At 38.6% G+C, this 19640-nt stretch carries 24 protein-coding genes and 1 tRNA gene; 24 read left to right on the forward strand and 1 reads right to left on the reverse strand.

The features are described from left to right. Positions 1-20 precede the first annotated feature (20 nt). On the forward strand, positions 21-518 hold the full coding sequence (locus MWU56_RS15880) for a phosphoribosyltransferase family protein (protein ID WP_247046078.1): 498 nt from the start codon (positions 21-23) through the stop codon (positions 516-518). Here the strand turns inward: MWU56_RS15880 and MWU56_RS15885 are convergent. After that, on the reverse strand, positions 510-1022 hold the full coding sequence (locus MWU56_RS15885; RefSeq protein ID WP_247046080.1) for a shikimate kinase: 513 nt from the start codon (positions 1020-1022) through the stop codon (positions 510-512). The genes MWU56_RS15880 and MWU56_RS15885 overlap by 9 nt on opposite strands. Before the next feature lie 118 nt (positions 1023-1140). On the opposite strand from MWU56_RS15885, the gene MWU56_RS15890 reads away from it, so the two are divergent. From MWU56_RS15890 to deoC, 23 genes are all read left to right on the forward strand, one after another. Further along, a tRNA-Lys gene (locus tag MWU56_RS15890) sits at positions 1141-1213 on the forward strand. Positions 1214-2093: 880 nt separating this feature from the next. Next, positions 2094-2606, forward strand: a complete 513-nt coding sequence (locus MWU56_RS15895) for a c-type cytochrome (RefSeq protein WP_247046082.1) — start codon at positions 2094-2096, stop codon at positions 2604-2606. Between the two features lie 5 nt (positions 2607-2611). After that, on the forward strand, positions 2612-3190 hold the full coding sequence (locus tag MWU56_RS15900; protein WP_247046083.1) for a fasciclin domain-containing protein: 579 nt from the start codon (positions 2612-2614) through the stop codon (positions 3188-3190). Between the two features lie 39 nt (positions 3191-3229). Further along, a complete protein-coding gene (gene nosZ, locus MWU56_RS15905) occupies positions 3230-5191 on the forward strand; it encodes a Sec-dependent nitrous-oxide reductase (protein ID WP_247046086.1) in 1962 nt (653 codons plus the stop codon). Positions 5192-5315: 124 nt separating this feature from the next. Then, a complete protein-coding gene (locus MWU56_RS15910; RefSeq protein WP_247046087.1) occupies positions 5316-5936 on the forward strand; it encodes a hypothetical protein in 621 nt (206 codons plus the stop codon). Positions 5937-5938: 2 nt separating this feature from the next. Next, positions 5939-6373 carry a nitrous oxide reductase accessory protein NosL gene (locus MWU56_RS15915; RefSeq protein ID WP_247046089.1) on the forward strand — a complete coding sequence of 145 codons (435 nt, stop codon included), beginning with the start codon at positions 5939-5941 and terminating at the stop codon, positions 6371-6373. Positions 6374-6375: 2 nt separating this feature from the next. Then, positions 6376-6843, forward strand: a complete 468-nt coding sequence (locus MWU56_RS15920) for a pyridoxamine 5'-phosphate oxidase family protein (RefSeq protein WP_247046091.1) — start codon at positions 6376-6378, stop codon at positions 6841-6843. Positions 6844-6993: 150 nt separating this feature from the next. After that, a complete protein-coding gene (locus MWU56_RS15925; RefSeq protein WP_247046459.1) occupies positions 6994-8193 on the forward strand; it encodes a nitrous oxide reductase family maturation protein NosD in 1200 nt (399 codons plus the stop codon). Then, positions 8193-8903: an ABC transporter ATP-binding protein gene (locus MWU56_RS15930; RefSeq protein ID WP_247046467.1), complete on the forward strand. Its 711-nt coding sequence runs from the start codon at positions 8193-8195 to the stop codon at positions 8901-8903. Before MWU56_RS15925 ends, MWU56_RS15930 begins: the two co-directional genes overlap by 1 nt. After that, complete coding sequence (locus MWU56_RS15935; protein ID WP_247046094.1) at positions 8896-9678, forward strand: ABC transporter permease; 783 nt, start codon at positions 8896-8898, stop codon at positions 9676-9678. Before MWU56_RS15930 ends, MWU56_RS15935 begins: the two co-directional genes overlap by 8 nt. A 36-nt stretch (positions 9679-9714) precedes the next feature. Continuing rightward, entirely contained in the window at positions 9715-10914 is a 1200-nt protein-coding gene (locus tag MWU56_RS15940; protein WP_247046096.1) for a hypothetical protein, read from the forward strand. Between the two features lie 147 nt (positions 10915-11061). Continuing rightward, positions 11062-11496, forward strand: coding sequence for an RrF2 family transcriptional regulator (locus tag MWU56_RS15945; protein WP_247046469.1), 435 nt, complete (start codon positions 11062-11064; stop codon positions 11494-11496). 61 nt (positions 11497-11557) lie between these two features. Then, entirely contained in the window at positions 11558-12283 is a 726-nt protein-coding gene (gene ric / locus MWU56_RS15950) for an iron-sulfur cluster repair di-iron protein (protein ID WP_247046098.1), read from the forward strand. A gap of 5 nt (positions 12284-12288) precedes the next feature. Further along, on the forward strand, positions 12289-12750 hold the full coding sequence (locus MWU56_RS15955) for a hemerythrin domain-containing protein (RefSeq protein WP_247046100.1): 462 nt from the start codon (positions 12289-12291) through the stop codon (positions 12748-12750). Continuing rightward, positions 12707-13054, forward strand: coding sequence for a hypothetical protein (locus MWU56_RS15960; protein WP_247046102.1), 348 nt, complete (start codon positions 12707-12709; stop codon positions 13052-13054). Before MWU56_RS15955 ends, MWU56_RS15960 begins: the two co-directional genes overlap by 44 nt. A gap of 39 nt (positions 13055-13093) precedes the next feature. Beyond that, the gene (locus MWU56_RS15965) at positions 13094-13474 is read left to right on the forward strand and encodes a group III truncated hemoglobin (RefSeq protein ID WP_247046104.1); all 381 of its coding nucleotides are present in this window, start codon (positions 13094-13096) and stop codon (positions 13472-13474) included. Position 13475: 1 nt separating this feature from the next. Next, the gene (locus MWU56_RS15970) at positions 13476-13787 is read left to right on the forward strand and encodes a hypothetical protein (RefSeq protein ID WP_247046106.1); all 312 of its coding nucleotides are present in this window, start codon (positions 13476-13478) and stop codon (positions 13785-13787) included. Between the two features lie 227 nt (positions 13788-14014). Continuing rightward, a complete protein-coding gene (locus MWU56_RS15975) occupies positions 14015-14635 on the forward strand; it encodes a WG repeat-containing protein (protein WP_247046108.1) in 621 nt (206 codons plus the stop codon). A 329-nt stretch (positions 14636-14964) separates the two neighbouring features. Then, on the forward strand, positions 14965-16050 hold the full coding sequence (locus tag MWU56_RS15980) for an efflux RND transporter periplasmic adaptor subunit (protein WP_247046113.1): 1086 nt from the start codon (positions 14965-14967) through the stop codon (positions 16048-16050). Continuing rightward, positions 16047-17309: an ABC transporter permease gene (locus MWU56_RS15985; RefSeq protein ID WP_247046122.1), complete on the forward strand. Its 1263-nt coding sequence runs from the start codon at positions 16047-16049 to the stop codon at positions 17307-17309. The genes MWU56_RS15980 and MWU56_RS15985 overlap by 4 nt, the downstream gene beginning before the upstream one ends. A gap of 7 nt (positions 17310-17316) precedes the next feature. Then, on the forward strand, positions 17317-17994 hold the full coding sequence (locus MWU56_RS15990; protein WP_247046124.1) for an ABC transporter ATP-binding protein: 678 nt from the start codon (positions 17317-17319) through the stop codon (positions 17992-17994). 376 nt (positions 17995-18370) lie between these two features. After that, positions 18371-18775: a hypothetical protein gene (locus MWU56_RS15995; protein ID WP_247046126.1), complete on the forward strand. Its 405-nt coding sequence runs from the start codon at positions 18371-18373 to the stop codon at positions 18773-18775. A 1-nt stretch (position 18776) separates the two neighbouring features. Then, positions 18777-19415, forward strand: a complete 639-nt coding sequence (gene deoC / locus MWU56_RS16000; protein WP_247046128.1) for a deoxyribose-phosphate aldolase — start codon at positions 18777-18779, stop codon at positions 19413-19415. Positions 19416-19640: the final 225 nt, after the last annotated feature.

The following is a 19640-nucleotide window of genomic DNA, read 5'->3' on the forward strand; positions in this document are numbered from 1 at the left end:
TGAACCAAGCATTAAGCACTATGATAAACCGTATCCTTACCCACGACCAGATTCAACATATTGCAAAGCGGATTGCCTATCAAATCTACGAAACAAATGTGGATGAAAAGGAAATCGTAGTTGCTGGAATCAAAGGAAGTGGTGAAAGTTTTGCCAAAAAAATCATTACAGTCCTCAGAAATATCACAGATGCAAGGATTATTTTGTGCGTAGTGGACATGAACAAAAAGAACCCTTTGGAAAGTGGGGTGAAAACTTCTCTTCCATCTGAAGAATACACCAATAAGTCCATCGTATTGGTAGACGACGTGCTAAATTCTGGTACCACATTGATTTATGGTACATACCACTTTCTTAAAACTCCCATAAAGCGATTAAAAACTGCCGTATTGGTAAATAGAAACCATAAAAAATACCCCATTAAGGCAGATTTTAAGGGAATTTCGCTCTCTACTTCCTTAAACGAACATATTAAGGTTGACTTTGAGCCAAAAAACAATGCTGTATATTTAGAGTAACTTCTTTACTTCTCCCACTACCGTTTCTACTCCCAAACTATTACAATCCAGAACATGTTTAGCCTTAAGGTAAAAAGGGCTACGTTCAAAAAGGTGCTTTCCAACAAATTCTGGAAGCTCTGTATCTGGAATATTTTTTACTAAGGGCCGATTTTCCTTTTCTTTGGAAATTCTATCAACCAAATTTGGAATACTTAAGTTTAAATAGATAGAATGATCAGATTCCTGTAAAATAGTAGTCATATTGTTTCCGTAGCAAGGGGTGCCACCACCAGTTGAAAGCACAAGGTGTTCTTCATTTTCCAAAACTTGTAATAGCATTTCATGTTCTAACTGTCTAAAATATATTTCTCCTTTTTCAGAAAAAATACTTTTTATGGATTTTTGTTGATGCTCCTCAATATATTCATCCAAATCAATAAACGTCGCATCTAATTGCCTGGCCAACAACCTCCCAACAGTCGACTTACCGCTTGCCATATACCCCACTAAAACAATTTTCATATTGAAGAATTTTATGTGATTTCAAAAAAACACAAATTTATCATTAATTCAACTTGGAAAATAGATTATTGATGTTATATTTGCACCCGCTTAGCCAAACTGCTAAGCACAACTTGAAGACCTGATAGCTCAGTTGGTAGAGCATCTCCCTTTTAAGGAGAGGGTCCTGGGTTCGAGCCCCAGTCAGGTCACTTTTTAAAAAATAAGTTTATTTCTAAATCCCGTAATCCAATTGGTTTACGGGATTTTTTTTAATACAATACAGCTTAAAAAAATATAAATAGTTAGCCAACTTAATACATCTTCTAGTTAGTGCTAAAGCAATTACCTTCTCAATAAAACAACAACCAAAAAATGTAATTGGGACTAAGATTAGTTTACAGATTCGAATAACAATCAAAAAAGTATTTGAATAATATCCAAGTATAATCCTTTTCCAACTAAGTCGGTACAGTGATTTTCTTCAGCATAGTAATACTGAATTAGCGAGATAAAAGATATAGTAATTGAATATCACGTACAGTAGGTTAAATAGGAAAAAATACCTGAATATTCTGTTTTCCCTCAATCAAATCCAATATGGTCGTGTTCTCCAGCCCTTTGATAAACTCGGTTTTGATGGCAACTATTAATTATTCATGCAAGGATTGTCCATACCATAATCTTTTAGGCCTAATACACATGACTCCACCCATTTTTCACCATCGATTACCTTAACAATATCCATCAGTATATGTTGATTGCCCCCTTGTATTTAAATAGAAACCACCTTTTTGGTTTCTAGTGGAAGATAGGACACCGTGCCGGAATAGATTTTGTAACAGCCTGGCTAGATATGTCGCAGACACCTAGATTGTTTTAAACATATTGCTAACCAAAATCTTATGATTCTCGTTAGAGATCAAATCCAGAAAAAGTACTCCCTTAATCGCATATTTGGAAGAATTGAACAACAGAGGTAAATCGTATTAAAAAGAATTAAAAGACCCTTTTATCTTTTTTATGATTAAAATCATATTTTTAATATCCAATGCTATATACATTTGATAAGAAATTTTAAACATTCACCACATGAAAACAATACTAAAAGGAATAGCCCTACTCTTTGCGCTAACCATGATAAGCTGTGGAGGTAAAAAAGAAGAAAAAAAGGAGGATGGGTTTAGCGTACAACGCAAAAAAGCCCCTACAGAACAAACTGTAGAGACTCCAGAGACTAATGAAGTGAAACCTTCTGAACGTGTTGATATGAGCACAAAGGGAGTTGGCCCCATTAAGGCTGTTGAACTGGCTCCTGAAATTGATCAGGCCATGGCTGCAAACGGTAAGGAGGTATATGATCAAATGTGCCTAGCCTGTCACAGAATTGGGAAAAAATTCATTGGCCCACCACCCAATGGCATATTGGAACGAAGAACTCCTGAATGGGTCATGAACATGATTTTGAACCCTCAGGAAATGGTTCAACAAGATCCCTTGGCCAAAGAACTACTACAAGAGTTCAACGGATCTCCCATGGCCAACCAAGGGTTGACCGAAGATCAGGCTCGTGCAATTCTCGAATACTTTAGAACGCTAGAATAAATACTATGAGCTCAATCATTAAATCATGTATGATGGGGTTATTCCTGCTGTCCGCACTTAGTGGCTGTAAGGATAGGGTTGAAAACGAAACTACGGCATCCGATTCAAATGCGTCAGAGGTTATCTCGGAAAGCAATAAGGGTCAAGCCTTTATAGAGGATGATGCATCTACTCCCAATGTATTGCAAATAGCCCTAGGTTCAGCAGAACATAGCACCTTGGTTAAAGCCATACAAGCCGCTGAATTGGAGAATGCACTGGTAAATGCAGGACCATTAATGGTATTTGCACCAACCAATGAAGCATTTGATGCATTGCCCGATGGTACCGTGGAAGACCTATTAAAACCTGAGAACAAAGATGCCTTGGCAAACATTCTCAAGTATCATGTAACTCCTGGGAATTATACCAAAGATTTTTTGAAAAAGTTCAAAAAACTGGGACAGGCCAATAATCAGAATGTTCCTGTAGAAGTCAAAGGTGATGATGTATTTATCGGGGGTGCCAAAATAATTGCCAGCATACCCGGAGGAAATGGGATTGTCCATGTAGTGGACAAAGTAATTCTTCCGCCATCAGAATAAATAATCAAAATCAGAGTAAAAAATTAAATAGAAAGACAAATGAAAAAGTACAATTTTCTTATAACCGCACTTATGGCCTCAGTGTTACTGATGACCAGTTGCGGTAATCAAAATGGTAATGGGGGTACCAATAGTGCACTTGCCTCCAACAATGCAGAGAAGGTCTATGTAGCTCCAGGAGAACAAGATGAATTTTACGCCTTTATGTCCGGTGGTTACAGCGGTAACTTGACCGTTTACGGACTTCCCTCAGGAAGAATGTTCAAAGAGATTCCTGTATTCTCTCAATTTCCAACTTCTGGGTATGGATATTCAGAAGAGACAAAACCAATGTTGGAAACTTCCTTTGGTTTCGTTCCTTGGGACGATTCTCACCACCCTGATATTTCCCAAACCAATGGAGAGTTGGACGGTAGATGGATTTTCATCAACGGGAACAACACACCGAGGATTGCCCGTATCAGTCTGAGTACTTTTGAGACCGAAGAAATTATAGAAGTGCCCAATAGTGCGGGTAATCACAGTTCTTCGTTCATTACCGAGAACACCGAATATGTAGTGGCCGGCACGCGTTTTTCAGTGCCCGTACCACAACGAGATATGCCAATCAACGAGTATAAAAGTAACTTCAAGGGGGCGCTTTCGTTTATTAGCGTAGACCCTGAACATGGTCATTTAGACCTAAAGTTCCAGTTGATGATGCCAGGGTTCAATTATGACCTATCTCACCCAGGAAGGGGCAAATCCCATGGATGGTTCTTCTTTACTACCTATAATACAGAAGAGGCCAATTCCCTTCTAGAAGTGAATGCCTCCCAAAACGACAAGGATTTTATTGCAGCTGTTAACTGGAAAAAAATAGAAGAGTATGTAAACAACGGCGGTGGAACGAAGATGCCCGCCAACTATGCACATAACGTATATGACGAATCAACCCATATGGCTACTTCAACCATGAAGAAGGAAGTATTGACAGTGGATCCGTTAAAAGTACCTGGTGCAGTTTATTTCTTGCCTACACCAAAATCTCCTCACGGTTGTGATGTTGACCCAACAGGTCAGTATATTATCGGTAACGGTAAATTGTCTGCTGATTTAACGGTACATTCCTTTGATAAGATGATCGCTGCCATTGAAGGTGAAAAATTTGATGGTGAGGCTTATGGTATTCCTATTCTAAAATTTGAAGATGTACTGGCCGGACAGGTGAAAAGTGGTGGTTTAGGCCCCCTACATACCGAGTTTGATGGCGCAGGCAATGCATACACCACCTTTTTTATCTCCTCTGAAGTGGTAAAATGGAAATTAGGTACTTGGGAGGTAATCGACAGAAAACCTACCTATTATTCCGTAGGACACTTGATGATTCCCGGAGGTAATTCCAGAAAACCCTTTGGAAAATACGTAGTAGCCATGAACAAGATTACCAAAGATCGTTATCTGCCCACTGGCCCAGAAATGGAGCATTCAGCGCAGTTGTATGACATCTCTGGGGACAAAATGGAGTTGATCTATGACTTCCCTACACATGGAGAGCCACATTACGCTGCAGGAATACCTGCAGAGCTATTAGCACCTAAATCTAAAAAGATTTACCGATTGGATGAAAACAAACACCCGTATGCCGTAACATCCCCTACCGGTTCCAAAGTAGTCCGTGATGGTAATGAGGTACATATATACATGTCCACAATCCGAAGTCATTTTACGCCGGATAATATTGAGGGAGTCAAAGTGGGCGACAAAGTATATTTCCATGTTACCAACCAAGAACAAGATTTTGATGTACCCCACGGCTTCGCAATCCTAGGTCAGAATACATCCGAACTTTTAGTGATGCCCGGTCAAACAAAGTCATCGGTTTGGGAACCTAAACAGGTTGGGGTATGGCCGTTCTATTGTACCGATTTCTGTTCTGCACTGCACCAAGAAATGCAAGGATATGTCAGGGTTTCCCCTGCCGATTCCGATATAGAATTAAAATGGTCACTAGGTGAATAATCCGAAGTGATATACCATTAAACAAAGCGGGCCGCGTCCTTGACCTGCCCGCTTTTCTTACAAATTGACAAAAATCAATCTTCCAAAAAACCGTACTCAGTTTGTAACTTTTAAATCTTGAAAAATGAAAAAGGCTAGTATATTAATGATTGTTGGCCCGCTCTTCTTATTGGGATTGTACATTTTCCCACTTTGGAACATTATGTTAGGTGCCCCCCAATACCCCGATCCATTGGGGATGAACATCCATATCAGCGGCTTGCAAGGAGTCAATGAATTTGACATCCAAAACATCGATGGCCTAAACCATTATATTGGCATGCACACGCTCCCAAAGCCCGAGGATATGTGGGAATTCAGTACTTTTCCTATAGTTATCGGCATTATGGTGGCCTTGGGTGTATTAGTCGGTATTCTAGGGTACTTGAAAAAAGTAAGTTACAAGTGGTTTATTGGTTGGTTCCTATTGATGTCTATCCTTGGCATATTGGGCATGTACGATTTCAATCAATGGTTGGTTGATTACGGCACCAATCTTGACCCCAACGCAATCATGAAGTTGACCAATCCCGATGGTACACCCATGACCTATAAACCCCCATTATTGGGGCATGTAAAGATGCTCAACTTTGATGTTACCTCTATGCCGGCCACCGGAGGATGGCTTATGTTCGCAGGTATGATGTTTACATTGACCGCGGGATTTTTGGGGTGGAAAAACAGTAAAAAACCAGTAAAAAATTGAAAATGAAATCATCCATTATATTATTGCTTGCAGTCTTTGGCTTTATCGCTGGTTGTACCGTAAGTCCAAAACCTATTGATTATGGAAGCGTTGGCTGTCATTATTGCAGTATGACCATTGTGGACAAACAACATGCCGCGCAATTGGTGACCAAAAAAGGCAAGGTCTTTAATTTTGATGCCATTGAATGTATGATGAACCAATTAAAGGAGGAAGATGAATCCGCCATGGCTCTTTTCTTGGTCAATGATTTTGGACAACCCGGGACCTTGGTAGATGCCACAGCTGCCACCTATTTGATCAGTGAGAACATTCCCAGTCCCATGGGTGAATATCTAAGTGCCTTTAAAAATGAAGAAGCTGCTAAGGAAACTATGGCCAATCAAGGTGGCGAACTTTTTACATGGGCGGAAATTAAAAACCGATTTAAACTTTGAACATGAGTACAATCGCAGATTTGGAATTAATAAAATGCACCGGACTTTTAACAGACAATTATGTGGGACACTTGGCCTACATTGCCAACAATGAACCACATGTAGTACCATCGACCTATTTTTTTGACAAGGATGAAAAGAGTATTTTATGTTTTGCATCCAACGGACATAGGATAAACGCTCTCAGAAAATGCAATACAGTTTCTTTTCAAGTGGATAGTATCAAATCGTTTCGTAATTGGCAATCGGTACAAGTACATGGTACTTTTCAAGAGCTTACTGGAGATTGCGCCAAATTATGTTTAAAACGTTTTGCGGAAGGCGTACAGCGAACCATAGACCATAAAAATGATGAACGCCCCCATTTTTTAAGTCACTTTTCCGGAAAATTGCAAGAAGTGGAAATGCCCGTGGTATACCGTATTGCAGTATCCAAAATAACAGGAAAGTCAGTAGAGGATTATACATAAACAAAATAGAAACTAGGCTCTTGGTATGGCATATCAGCGGGGCCACCATTGTTTTGTTCTTGTTTATGTTGGTGGAATTTAGTGCACGAAGGTTATAGTATGAAACTAGATATACAACATATAAAACGTATTTTAGGATTTGCTTTTTTGATGGGCTTTCAAATGGGTTTGGCAAATACCTGGACCGTTTGTAGTAACTGCGAAAACAGTTCCATCAAGGAAACAATTTTACGTGCTGCTCCCCACGACACCCTATTGATTGAAAAAGGTACGTACAAAGAGTTTGAGATTTTGGTGGACAAACCCTTGGTCATCAAAGGGATTGGTTATCCCATTGTTGATGGCGAAAAAAAGGGAGAAATCTTTAGGATTACATCGGATGATGTTACACTGGATGGGCTGTTCGTCATCAATGTAGGGGTTAGTTACACCAAGGACAATGCAGCCATTCGGGTGGTGCAAAGCAAAAATTTCCTCATTCAGAATATGGTATTGGAGCAATTGTTCTTCGGTATTTATTTGGAAAAATCATCCCATGGCAAAGTCTACCACAATAGGATCATCGGAGACGCCGTGGATGAATATAATTCAGGCAATGGTATCCAATTATGGTATTCTTCGGATATCGAAGTAACAAAAAATCATGTACAGGGAACTAGAGACGGTATTTATTTGGAGTTTTCCGATAAAATTACCATTACCGATAATGTGAGCAGGGACAATCTTAGGTACGGACTACATTTCATGTTCTCCGATAATGATATCTACACCAACAATCTCTTTGAGAACAATGGTGCAGGAGTGGCGGTCATGTTCTCCAAGTTCATTACGATGAAAAACAATACGTTTCGAAAAAACTGGGGTACCGCTGCTTATGGGATGTTGCTAAAAGAAATCAATGATGCCGAAATCATAGGGAACACTTTTGAAGAAAATACCATTGGCATCAACATCGAAGGGTCTAACCGAATCGAATATGCGAATAATGATTTTATAGGCAACGGTTGGGCCATCCGCGTTATTGGCGCATGCTATACCAATAGTTTCAAGGGCAATAATTTCTTGTACAATTCCTTCGACATTTCATATAACAGTAAATTGAATGATAATGTGTTTGAAGGGAATTTTTGGAGCAGCTATACGGGTTATGATTTGGACAAGGATGGTATCGGCGATGTTCCCTATCGTCCTGTAAAGTTGTTTTCCTATGTTGTGAACCGCACCCCGGAAACCATCATCCTGTTACGGAGCCTGTTCATGGATATCATTGATTTCTCCGAACGGGTCTCACCTGTGTTTACACCCGATAATTTAAAAGATGCCCAACCTTTAATGAAAATAAGATCATGATCATTGAAATAGACAATCTCCATAAAAAATTCGGAAAGAATGAAGTACTGAAAGGTGTGGACCTAACCATTGATGAAGGTCGCATTTATGCAATACTTGGCCCCAACGGTTCGGGGAAGACCACCTTGATCAAGAGTATCCTAGGTATGGTGATTCCCGATAAAGGGAATATATCGGTGCTGGACAAACCCATTAAAAAAGAGTGGAAATATCGAAAAAAAATTGACTATCTACCCCAGATTGCCAACTTTCCCCCGAACATAAAGGTCAAGGAATTGATCCATATGATCAAAGACCTGAGGAACAGCGCAAGTGCCGAGAAAGAACTAATCCAGCTATTTGGTTTGGAACCCTTTTTAAGTAAAAAACTGTCTACCTTGTCAGGGGGTACCAAACAAAAAGTGAACATTGTCCTGACCTTTATGTTTGATAGTCCTTTAATTATCCTCGATGAACCAACAACAGGCTTGGACCCCAGAGCTTTGATTCGTTTAAAAGAATTAATACAAAAAGAAAAAGCCCTTGGCAAAACCATTTTGATTACCACCCACATCATGCAATTTGTGGAAGAGATGGCCGATGAAATACTCTACCTACTGGAAGGGGAAATTTATTTTAAAGGGAGCATCAAGAAATTACTGGAACAGACCAGACAAACCAATTTTGAACATGCCATTGCGGCCATAACGACTTCGGACAGCCATGCTTAAAATATTGAAATACAGTTTTTACGACCTTATTCGAAGCCGTTGGAGCTACGTTTATTTTCTGTTTTATCTTGCCCTTGGGTTTGTTTTGTTGTTTTTGAACAATGATGTCTCCAAGGCTGTGATCACCTTAATGAACGTGATCATCATCCTTATTCCTTTGATCGGAACCATTTTTGGGGTAATGTACTTTTACAATTCCCGTGAGTTTACAGAGCTTTTATTGGCGCAGCCCATCAAAAGGAGTTCCATTTTTCTAGGACAGTACTTCGGTGTTGCAGGCTCCCTTACCCTTAGTTTGGTGCTTGGCCTCGGCATTCCGTTTTTGTTGTACGGCCTCTTGCGGAGCAATGCAATTTTTAATTTCTCCCTTTTACTGGTCACGGGAGCATTCCTCACCTTTATATTTGTAGGCCTATCCTTTGTTATTGCCATATCCAATGAAAATAAAATCAAGGGTTTTGGCTATGCTGTATTGTTATGGCTTTTCTTGGCTGTTGTTTACGATGGCCTTTTTCTGATGTCCCTTATTATTTTTGAGGAATACCCACTGGACACATTTTCTCTGGTGGCCACTATGCTCAATCCAATTGATCTTTCACGTATATTGATACTCCTCAAATTGGATATTTCCGCGCTTTTGGGATATACTGGTGCTATTTTTAGAAAGTTTTTTGGCACTGATCTGGGCTTCTTGGTATCCATGGCCATATTATTGCTTTGGACGTTGTTGCCCATACTAAGTTTGGGGTACAAAGCAAAAAGAAAGGATTTTTAATGTGAGCCACGGGATGATGACAGCAAACAATACCACATGAAAGATAACCTTTATCATAAACATGTACGGATTGCCGTAATCTATTTTGGTATAGCCGCTTTGTTGGGAGTACTGCTGCGCTCCTACTCTATTTTCTCTTTCGAATTCAACTATAAATATATAGTGCACGCCCATTCACACATTGCATTATTGGGCTGGGTGTACGTGGCCCTGACCACGCTACTCCATTATTGCTTTATAAAAAAACCAGCCAGTAAAAGCTATAAAAAGATATTTTGGGCAACCCAGATTACCTTGATAGGTATGTTGCTTACCTTTCCATTTCAGGGATATGCGCTGTTTTCCATAATTTTTTCCACTCTTTTCCTAATCGTTTCCTATATCTATGCCCATCATTTCTGGAAAAACATTGACCCAAAGTACAAACACCTTAAAAGTGTGCTTTGCGCCAAAACAGCGCTGATCTATATGGTAATTTCCAGTATAGGGCCTTGGGCCTTGGGAGCCATCATGAGTACCTTGGGTGCCCAATCCATTTGGTATCGATTGTCGATTTATTTTTACCTGCACTTTCAATACAACGGTTGGATGATACTTGCCTTGGTTGGATTGTTTATTTACGGCATGGAACAACGTGGATGGGAACTTTCCCAAAGAAGCTTTGCTCCTTTTTTTTGGTCACTGAATACTGGAATTGTGCTTACCTTTTTCCTATCCACGTTATGGACAGAACCAACACGGTGGCTATATATACTGGGAGGTTTTGGAGCCATATTACAGCTTTATGCTTTTATACTCCTATGGATGATGGTCAAAAACAAGGACACAGCATTGTTTACTACTAAAATCCAGCAGTTTGTCTTTAGATTGGTCATCATTCTGGGAGCGATTAAAATTATGTTACAACTACTTACCGCCCTCCCCTATTTTGCTCGCATGGCGACCACCTATCTTGACCTGACCATTGGTTATCTACATCTGACTTTTTTGGGAGTCATTAGTTTAGGGTTGTTCCTATTAATGGATTATTCTCAGTTATTTCGTATATCAAAAACAACGCTAGCATGGTATCTTTTTGGATTTCTATTTACAGAGGTCCTCATTTTTTATAAAGGTTTAGCGGCTTTTCTGCAATGGGATATTTTTAACCATTACTCATCGATTTTAACCATTTGTTCCCTTTTGATTCTATTTGGTTTATTAGGTATGATTAAACAAAACCTATCTAAATCTTGAGCCTTTTTACAACATTGGATATAGTCTAAGTTCATAAATGGTTATTTTTGGTCTCTCCTATTTTTTTCTTTGAAATAAAAATAATAAAAGACAATTTTGTCCGATTTAAATTTTACCTTATCTTTGTCATAATTTAAGTTCCCAATGATGTTTTCAAAAGCTTGTGAATACGGTATTAGGGCAGCGGTTTATATTGCGCTGCAATCTTTAGAAGGTAGACGCGTAAGTGTTACTGAAATTGCAGAGGAAATAGATTCTCCCGTAGCTTTCACTGCAAAAATACTGCAGCAGCTTAACCGAAATAAGATTGTACATTCAGTAAAAGGTCCTACTGGCGGATTCGAGATTGAAAGAGAAGATATGGATTCCGTAAAATTGAATATGATAGTTAAAGCCATAGACGGAGACCAAATTTACAAGGGGTGTGGTCTAGGGCTCAAAGAATGTAATGCGTTGCAACCTTGTCCCCTGCACGACAAATTTGTTGATATCAGAACCAACCTTAAAAAAATGTTGCAGAATACCAGTTTATATGAACTTGCCATGGGCTTGGAAGTGGGCTTAACCTATTTGAAACGGTAAAAAAATTTAAATTAATAAAGGACAATTTTATCCGATTTATAAAAAATAAAAATTAATTATTATGAACAACACCCTAGAAAAAACAATAGGGCAAATGGTAGCCGAAGATTACCGTACCGCCCAAGTCTTTAAGGAGCACAAAATAGATTTTTGTTGTAAAGGTAACAGAACCATCTCCGAGGTTGTAGCAAAAAAAGGTTTGGATCTTCAACCCTTGTTGCAAGAACTTGATGCGGTGAAAGAAAGTAATCAAGGAGACCTCCCTGATTTTAAAACCTGGCCCCTAGATCTACTGATAGACTATATCGAAAAAAAACATCATCGCTATGTTGAGCAACAAATCCCTATTTTAAACCAATACTTGGTCAAACTTTGTAAGGTACATGGGGAACGCCATCCCGAACTGCTTAAAATTTTCGAACATTTCAACACCTCTGCCGGTGAATTGGCCATGCATATGAAAAAGGAGGAACTGGTCCTATTTCCATGGATCCGTAAAATGGTAAGCACCCCAGAAAATAAAAATTTGGAACCGCCCCATTTTGGAGCTGTAAAAAACCCAATCCAGATGATGATGCAGGAACATGACAATGAAGGGGAGCGGTTTAGAAAAATTGCTGAGCTGAGCAGTGACTACACTCCGCCAGCAGATGCATGCAATACCTATAAGGTAACATTCTCACTATTACAAGAATTTGAGGAAGACCTGCACAGACATATCCATTTAGAGAACAACATATTGTTCCCGAAAGCGGAAATACTGGAGAATAGATTGTTTAACAACTAATTTTTATGGGACATACTCCTATTAAACGTCATAATGCCCTTCAAGGAGTAAGCCGTGAACATCATCAGGGCCTACTCCTCTGTTGGAAAATAAGGACAGGGCTATCAAAAAACATTCAACCGGAACGTATAAAAACATATGTTGACTGGTTTTACAAGACATATTTTATTCCGCATTTTAAACTGGAAGAAACATACATTTTCCCAATACTAGGCCCGAATCATCCCTGGATAAAAAAAGCACTTACCGATCACCGAAGATTAACCCGGTTGTTCACCGATCCGAAGGGTGACATGAAAGTATTGGGCCAAATCGAAGAAGAACTAGAACAACACATACGGTTCGAGGAACGAAAGCTATTCAATCACGTTCAACAAGTGGCCAATGAGGTACAGATGGACATAATAGAAAAACAGCACAATAATGAAAAATTCAACGACAATACCGATGACCCATTCTGGATCTAAATACAAAACCAGTAGACTTAAAAAAGTGTACAAACAGACGTTCAACGAGTTCAAAAAAAGACAAATTGGGTATTCGACCATTGCAATTATTGGACAAAGTTGCCTAGGTTCGGCAGCCGCCATGGTTATATTAATGGGAGAAATAGATATAGCTATTAAAATGATACTCCTCTTTTTTGTCACCATCCTCTGTATGGCTTTTAATGCATCTGTATTGGCCCAACTTAAATCAATAACCATATTCAATCTTTTGATTTTAAGTATTGTCTTCAGTACCTTGGTCATTGTGATTCACCTAGTATAATTTTATAGAAGAGTACGCTGATCCAAGGACAAAACAGAAATGAAGAAAAAAAAGGAAATAGAAAATCTCGAAGATATTCAGCAAATGGTAGACATGTTTTACGGCAAAGTTCGTAACGATGATTTACTGGCGGATATTTTCAACGGGGTCATCAAAGATAATTGGCCAATCCATTTGGAAAAAATGTATCGGTTTTGGCAAACCATTCTATTAGAGGAACATACATACAGCGGTAGTCCTTTCGCCCCTCATGTAAAACTACCCATCCAAAAAAAACACTTTGATCGATGGAAAAAATTGTTTTTTGAGACCGTTGATGAGCATTTTTCAGGTGATAAAGCAAAAGAAGCTAAGTTACGGGCAACCAAAATGGCAGAAATGTTTCAATTGAAGATTGAATATTTTCAAAACAAAAGCTAATATGAAAGTTACGCTTTCAGAGATTTTCATCCACAATGGTAATCAACAAAAATTTAGCAAGGAAGCTCTATTGAACTTAGATATTAAGACAGAATTTGTAAAACGTTTGGCACATCATTTAGGATTGGGACATAGAGAGGACGAAGTGTCGGAAAGTAATCTATGTTATGCCTTTGAAACCAATATAAACCCTGATTATAAGGTTGTACTATCCAAGCTTGATATCATCAACTATCTAAAAAAGACCTTAAAACCTATTGAATATGACTTGGAATCCGACACCATTGAATTCCCAAAATCGTTGAATCCTTAAAACGCTTCAAACTTCCATTTTATATAGCATATCAATTAAAATGGTTCTATCCGTTGAGATAAGCCTTATCTAAATGATAACCTATGCTATCAGGCCCTTACAAAAGCATCGTAACTGCTTACTTTTTAGTCCTATGTCCTTTCTTCATTCTCCTTTTTATATGACTTAGATCATTTGATTTGTACCGAACACCCACGACCTTAGTACTCCACTATAAAGAAATAGTCATGAAAAAAATTACAACATTGATCGCTGCTTTCATATGCATGGGCATAAGTGCCCAACTTCCTGACAATTTGGATTATGTAAGCCCGTTCCATGAAGGATTTGCAGCAATACAGAAAGAAAACAAATGGGCTTTTGTAGATGAAACCGGAAACATCGCCATTGATTTTAGGGATGATTTTTATTGGAACAAAAATGCCAAAGCGTCCTTCAATGACATTAGGAACACGGCGTACCCTCAATTTTCCGATGGTAGATGCGTCGTTCAAACCATGGTGGATGACATACCTGTATTCGGTTTTATTGATACCACTGGAAAATTGGTGATCAAACATCAATTTTTAAATGTTGCCCCGTTCCAAAATGGTTTGACCACTGGTATTATTTATGAAAAAGTACTCCGGGGCAAAAATGAATTCAACCTCGATATTTATGAGTTCAAATTCCATGAGGTTTTGATGGATACAGATGGTAACATTATTGAATTCTTAAACCGTAGGTATAACATTCAAATGACAAAAAGGAGGTATGAAATTCCAGAGATAAGGTCCAAAATTTTGAACAACCATCTTATTGCGGTGAAAAAAGACAACCATTGGGAAATTATCAAAACGGATCTTTGAGTAAGGTGGAAAATTGACAAACAGCATTAAATAAAGAAAGGGATTACCCAAAATTTTAAGAATTGGGTAATCCCGTTCAATCAAACCAGATCTTCTTTCAAATACCGTCCTCTATTTACCGATCCTACCTGCCGACAAAAACTGGACCTCACGCTATTTGACCACCAAAAAGGAACTAAGGAAAGGGGGCGCAATTTTTCATACCTATACACTCCCAATGGATCATTTAAAATTGATACATTTTATTGAGGTCCATTACATACTGATCTAACTCATATTTCAAATCAGTTTTTAATCGGTAATTTGATGACTGTAAGATCTTGGCACCCATGAACAAATTGTTATTTCTTAATGTCTTTCTTTTCACTCTTTTTTCATGCAGCGATAATAAAGAGAAAACCTACCCTACCAAAATGCCCTTAACGGAGTCTGTATATGCTTCGGCCACGGTACAACCGGACAGTCTGTACCAAGCATATTCCATAGTAATGGGCATATTGGACAAAACATGGCTAGAAGAAGGCGATACGGTAAAAAAAGGTGACCCGATCCTTCAAATTACAAACACTTCGCCAGAACTGAACGTGGAAAATGCAAAATTGGCACTACAACTGGCTAAAGAAAATTACAATGGCAGGGCTGCCGTTCTCGCCAGCATTCAGGATGAAATACAAGCCTCGGAACTACGATTGACCAATGATTCCATTAACTATTTCCGACAAAAAAATCTTTGGGATCAACATATAGGCTCAGAAGCAGAATACGATAATAGAAAATTAGCCTTTGAGCTGTCACAAAACAACTTGAATCTGCTCAAAAGAAAATATAGGCAAACAAAAAATGAGTTGGAAACACAGTTAAAGCAAGCAGAGAACAACTATAAAACCTCAATGACCACTTCCGGTGATTTTACAATTACAAGTAAAATAAATGGAACGGTCTACGCCCTTTACAAAAATCCGGGAGAAATTGTAACTACCCAACAACCTGTAGCGGCAGTGGGTAAAACCCGTGCATTTGTAATTGAGTTGTTGGTGGACGAAGTGGATATTGTAAAGTTAAAAAAGGGACAACAAGTGTTCCTGACGCTTGATTCCTACGGTAGCAATGTATTTGAGGCCACTTTGAACAAGATTTACCCAAGAAAAGATGAAAGATCACAAACCTTTAAGGTTGAAGCACTGTTCAAAAAACCTCCGAACACACTATATCCCGGGCTTTCCGGTGAAGGCAATATCGTAATTTCACAGAAAGAAGAAACACTTACTATTCCAAAAGATTATCTTTTTGATGCGTCAAAAGTAATTACCGAAGATGGTGAAATAGAAGTTTCCGTTGGACTTCAAAATTTGGACAGGGTTGAAATTTTAGATGGTTTGGATGAAGGTACGGCAATATATAAACCTGAACAATGACCAATTGGAACGTTATATTGGGTATAGCCAAAACACATCTTGTTACCAAGATGAAGTCCACTGCTACGGCAACACTCGGGGTTACTTTTGGGATTGGTGCTTACATTACCATGGTAAGTTTTATGACAGGGCTAAATACAATGCTGGATGATTTGGTGTTGAACCAAACGCCCCACATCCATTTGTACAACGAAATCCGACCATCGGAAACCCAGCCCATTTCCCGTTATCAGGATTTTGAAAATGCCCTGAATTTTGTGCATTCCATCAAACCAAAGCAAAATCAGGAAAAAATCCATAACGCCCTTCCCATTCTAAATTACCTAAAAAAACATCCCAATGTAAAGGGCGCCACTCCTCAGTTGAGGGCTCAGATTTTTTATCTTTCTGGCTCCATAGAACTGGGAGGCAACCTTGTAGGGGTAGATATCTTGGAGGAAGCACGACTCTCCAATATGGAAGATAATATTGTCCAAGGATCGGCAAGAGCGTTAAAAAGCAGTAATAATGGGATTTTATTAGGGTCCGGATTGGCAAAAAAAATGTCCCTGGATATTGGTGATAGGGTCCAGGTAAGTACCGTGTCGGGCGATATTTTCCCTTTAAAAATAGTAGGGGTCTATCAAAGTGGTATCGCAGAAATCGACAATGTACAGAGCTTTGCCAATCTAAACACCGTTCAGCGGATACTTGGGGAATCAGCAAATTACGTTACCGACATCAATATTAAGTTGCTGGATATTTTGAAATCCGAACCCATGGCACGTAGCCTTGAGAAACAATTTAACATAAAGGCCGTCGATATTAATGAAGCCAATGCCCAGTTCGAGACCGGAACAAGTGTCAGAAATTTAATCACCTATGCGGTTTCCATTACCCTGCTCATCGTTGCCGGTTTTGGGATTTACAACATATTGAACATGCTCATTTATGAAAAAATGAAAGACATCGCCATTTTAAAGGCCACTGGGTTTTCCGGAAAGGATGTGCAATATATTTTTATGGCACAAGCCATGATCATAGGATTGGCAGGTGGTATTTTGGGATTGGTAATCGGTTTTGGGCTTTCGCATCTTATAGACAACACACCTTTTGAAACGGATGCGCTCCCCACAATCAATACTTATCCGGTAAACTACAATATAAACTCTTATTTAATTGGGATTTCCTTTGCTTTATTATCAACATTCATTGCCGGATATCTGCCATCCAACAAAGCAAAAAAAATTGATCCTGTTAAAATCATTAGAGGAACCTAGCATAATTATGAACTTTGTATTAGAAGCCAAAAAAATTAACAAGCATTTCCACAAACCCAAGGATTTCCATGTCCTAAAAGATATTTCCTTTGGGGTAAGGTCAGGGGAGTTTGTTTCCATTATGGGCAAATCAGGTTCGGGCAAGTCCACCTTATTATATATTCTCTCCACAATGGATACGGATTATACCGGAGACCTATACCTTAATGATCAATTGATATCGGGCAAACCACAAAAAGAACTATCACGGATAAGAAATAAAAACATTGGGTTTGTATTTCAATTTCATTATCTCCTGTCCGAATTCAGTGTATTGGAAAATGTAATGCTTCCCGCCAAAAAACTCGCCGAAAAATCGCTGGTCGAAATAGAGCGTAATGCCCACCAAAAATTGGAAATGTTACACATTGGTCATTTAGCCCATCAGAAAGCCTCACGTATTTCGGGTGGTGAAAAACAACGGGTGGCCATCGCGCGGGCGTTGATCAACGACCCTGCTATTTTAATGGGCGATGAGCCCACAGGAAATCTAGATAGTCATAACTCAGAGAACGTGTTCAATATCTTTAAAAATTTAAAGAAAGAACAGGGGTTATCTCTTTTGGTGGTTACCCATGATGAAGATTTTGCCAAAAGAACAGACAGAATCATAGAAATGGAAGACGGTATGATCATCCATCAATAAACCAACAACCATCATTTAATCCTTCCTTTGCTTCTATACAATTAAGCATCCAACTGATTGTAGCTATTGCTTTAAAAATATGATCCGTATTCAATCAATCAAAATTTGTTTAAAGGATGGTGGATTGCAAAAAGGTATTATCTATTTGACAACATTCCGGCAGGTTGGTCATGTACCCAAGATATTAGTGTGTAAACAACTTCATGATTATCACATTGAGCACAACCATTATCGCAATTTCCGTATTAGCGTGAACAAAAAAAAGCAAGTAAGAGCAATGATTGCATCTCGAGGCAACTTGAATTAACTTGATCAATATCATAAAAACTACGTAACAATAGCTTTATTTTTAATTATTGACTAAAACTATGATGTTATGCTAAATTCTGAGAAAACAGGAAATGAATTCTACCAAAACCTTGGAAAATTATTCTATGCTGTGGCCATGGCAGATAATAATGTTAGACCAAAAGAAGTGAAACGATTGCGAAAATATGTGCGGCAATTTTGGTTGGATGTTGACGACTTTGAAGATGAATTTCATACGGATTCCGCCTATCAGATCGAAATTGTATTTGATTGGTTGGATGGAGAGGAAAAAAATGGTGACGAATACTTCAATGAGTTCAAGGATTTTTATAAAGAACATCCTGAGAAATTTTCGAATCAACTCAAAAAATTGATTATTGAGACTGCCGATTCAATTGCCAATTCGTTCGCGGGAAAAAATAGATCGGAGATGTTAACTATCTTTAAACTTAAGCAACTTTTTAACCATTAATATGGCATTGGAAAATTTTATTGACCATACCAACCTAAAACCTACCGCCACTATTGCGGATATAAAAAAATTATGCGAAGAAGCTAAAAGCTACGGTTTTTATGCAGTTTGTGTAAACGGTTGCCAAGTGCCGATCGCTAAGGAGGCATTAAAAAACACCTCTGTAAAAGTGGCTGCCGTAATTGGCTTTCCACTGGGAGCTATGTCCACTAAAGCTAAAGTATTTGAAGCGATGGACTGTATTGAAAATGGTGCTGATGAAATTGATATGGTAATCAATATAGGATGGTTAAAATCAGAATTGTACGATACCGTTCGCGAGGAGATTACAGCTATAAAAAAGGCCATTGGGGATAAAATACTCAAGGTAATCATTGAAACCTGTTACCTCACCGAAGAAGAAAAAGCAAAAGCATGTATTTTGGCAATTGAAGGCCAAGCAGATTTTGTAAAGACCTCAACTGGGTTTGGAACTGGAGGAGCTACTTTTGAAGATGTAAAGCTCATGAAACGAATTGTGGGGGAGAATTCAAAAATAAAAGCCTCCGGGGGAATCAAAGACAAAGAGACCGCCCTAAAATACCTTGAGCTAGGCGTAACAAGGATAGGCACATCTTCCGGTCCTAATATAACAATTTAACTAAATCCATAAGAACATCTATAGAGTCAAAAATGGAAGAAACTGCTTAAACGGTACTGATGTGGAAAGGTTCTTAATAACGAAATGTACCTCAAAATATTTTTTGAACACTTTCCAGCCACAACCGGACATAAAGTTTTAGTTATACCTGTATTTGAGAAAAAAATCACGCTCCCCTTTTCATCGCTGTAGACATAAAAACAGCAGTGTTTACTATGACCTAAA

It is taken from the genome of Allomuricauda sp. F6463D (genome assembly GCF_023015965.1).
Lineage (GTDB): Bacteria > Bacteroidota > Bacteroidia > Flavobacteriales > Flavobacteriaceae > Flagellimonas.

Coding starts and splice junctions, on each gene's coding strand:
- MWU56_RS15880 (WP_247046078.1), top strand. CDS start 21: ATGATAAACCGTATCCTTACCCACGACCAGATTCAACATATTGCAAAG.
- MWU56_RS15885 (WP_247046080.1), bottom strand. CDS start 1,022: ATGAAAATTGTTTTAGTGGGGTATATGGCAAGCGGTAAGTCGACTGTT.
- MWU56_RS15895 (WP_247046082.1), top strand. CDS start 2,094: ATGAAAACAATACTAAAAGGAATAGCCCTACTCTTTGCGCTAACCATG.
- MWU56_RS15900 (WP_247046083.1), top strand. CDS start 2,612: ATGAGCTCAATCATTAAATCATGTATGATGGGGTTATTCCTGCTGTCC.
- nosZ (WP_247046086.1), top strand. CDS start 3,230: ATGAAAAAGTACAATTTTCTTATAACCGCACTTATGGCCTCAGTGTTA.
- MWU56_RS15910 (WP_247046087.1), top strand. CDS start 5,316: ATGAAAAAGGCTAGTATATTAATGATTGTTGGCCCGCTCTTCTTATTG.
- MWU56_RS15915 (WP_247046089.1), top strand. CDS start 5,939: ATGAAATCATCCATTATATTATTGCTTGCAGTCTTTGGCTTTATCGCT.
- MWU56_RS15920 (WP_247046091.1), top strand. CDS start 6,376: ATGAGTACAATCGCAGATTTGGAATTAATAAAATGCACCGGACTTTTA.
- MWU56_RS15925 (WP_247046459.1), top strand. CDS start 6,994: ATGGGCTTTCAAATGGGTTTGGCAAATACCTGGACCGTTTGTAGTAAC.
- MWU56_RS15935 (WP_247046094.1), top strand. CDS start 8,896: ATGCTTAAAATATTGAAATACAGTTTTTACGACCTTATTCGAAGCCGT.
- MWU56_RS15940 (WP_247046096.1), top strand. CDS start 9,715: ATGAAAGATAACCTTTATCATAAACATGTACGGATTGCCGTAATCTAT.
- MWU56_RS15945 (WP_247046469.1), top strand. CDS start 11,062: ATGTTTTCAAAAGCTTGTGAATACGGTATTAGGGCAGCGGTTTATATT.
- ric (WP_247046098.1), top strand. CDS start 11,558: ATGAACAACACCCTAGAAAAAACAATAGGGCAAATGGTAGCCGAAGAT.
- MWU56_RS15955 (WP_247046100.1), top strand. CDS start 12,289: ATGGGACATACTCCTATTAAACGTCATAATGCCCTTCAAGGAGTAAGC.
- MWU56_RS15960 (WP_247046102.1), top strand. CDS start 12,707: ATGAAAAATTCAACGACAATACCGATGACCCATTCTGGATCTAAATAC.
- MWU56_RS15965 (WP_247046104.1), top strand. CDS start 13,094: ATGAAGAAAAAAAAGGAAATAGAAAATCTCGAAGATATTCAGCAAATG.
- MWU56_RS15970 (WP_247046106.1), top strand. CDS start 13,476: ATGAAAGTTACGCTTTCAGAGATTTTCATCCACAATGGTAATCAACAA.
- MWU56_RS15975 (WP_247046108.1), top strand. CDS start 14,015: ATGAAAAAAATTACAACATTGATCGCTGCTTTCATATGCATGGGCATA.
- MWU56_RS15980 (WP_247046113.1), top strand. CDS start 14,965: ATGAACAAATTGTTATTTCTTAATGTCTTTCTTTTCACTCTTTTTTCA.
- MWU56_RS15985 (WP_247046122.1), top strand. CDS start 16,047: ATGACCAATTGGAACGTTATATTGGGTATAGCCAAAACACATCTTGTT.
- MWU56_RS15990 (WP_247046124.1), top strand. CDS start 17,317: ATGAACTTTGTATTAGAAGCCAAAAAAATTAACAAGCATTTCCACAAA.
- MWU56_RS15995 (WP_247046126.1), top strand. CDS start 18,371: ATGCTAAATTCTGAGAAAACAGGAAATGAATTCTACCAAAACCTTGGA.
- deoC (WP_247046128.1), top strand. CDS start 18,777: ATGGCATTGGAAAATTTTATTGACCATACCAACCTAAAACCTACCGCC.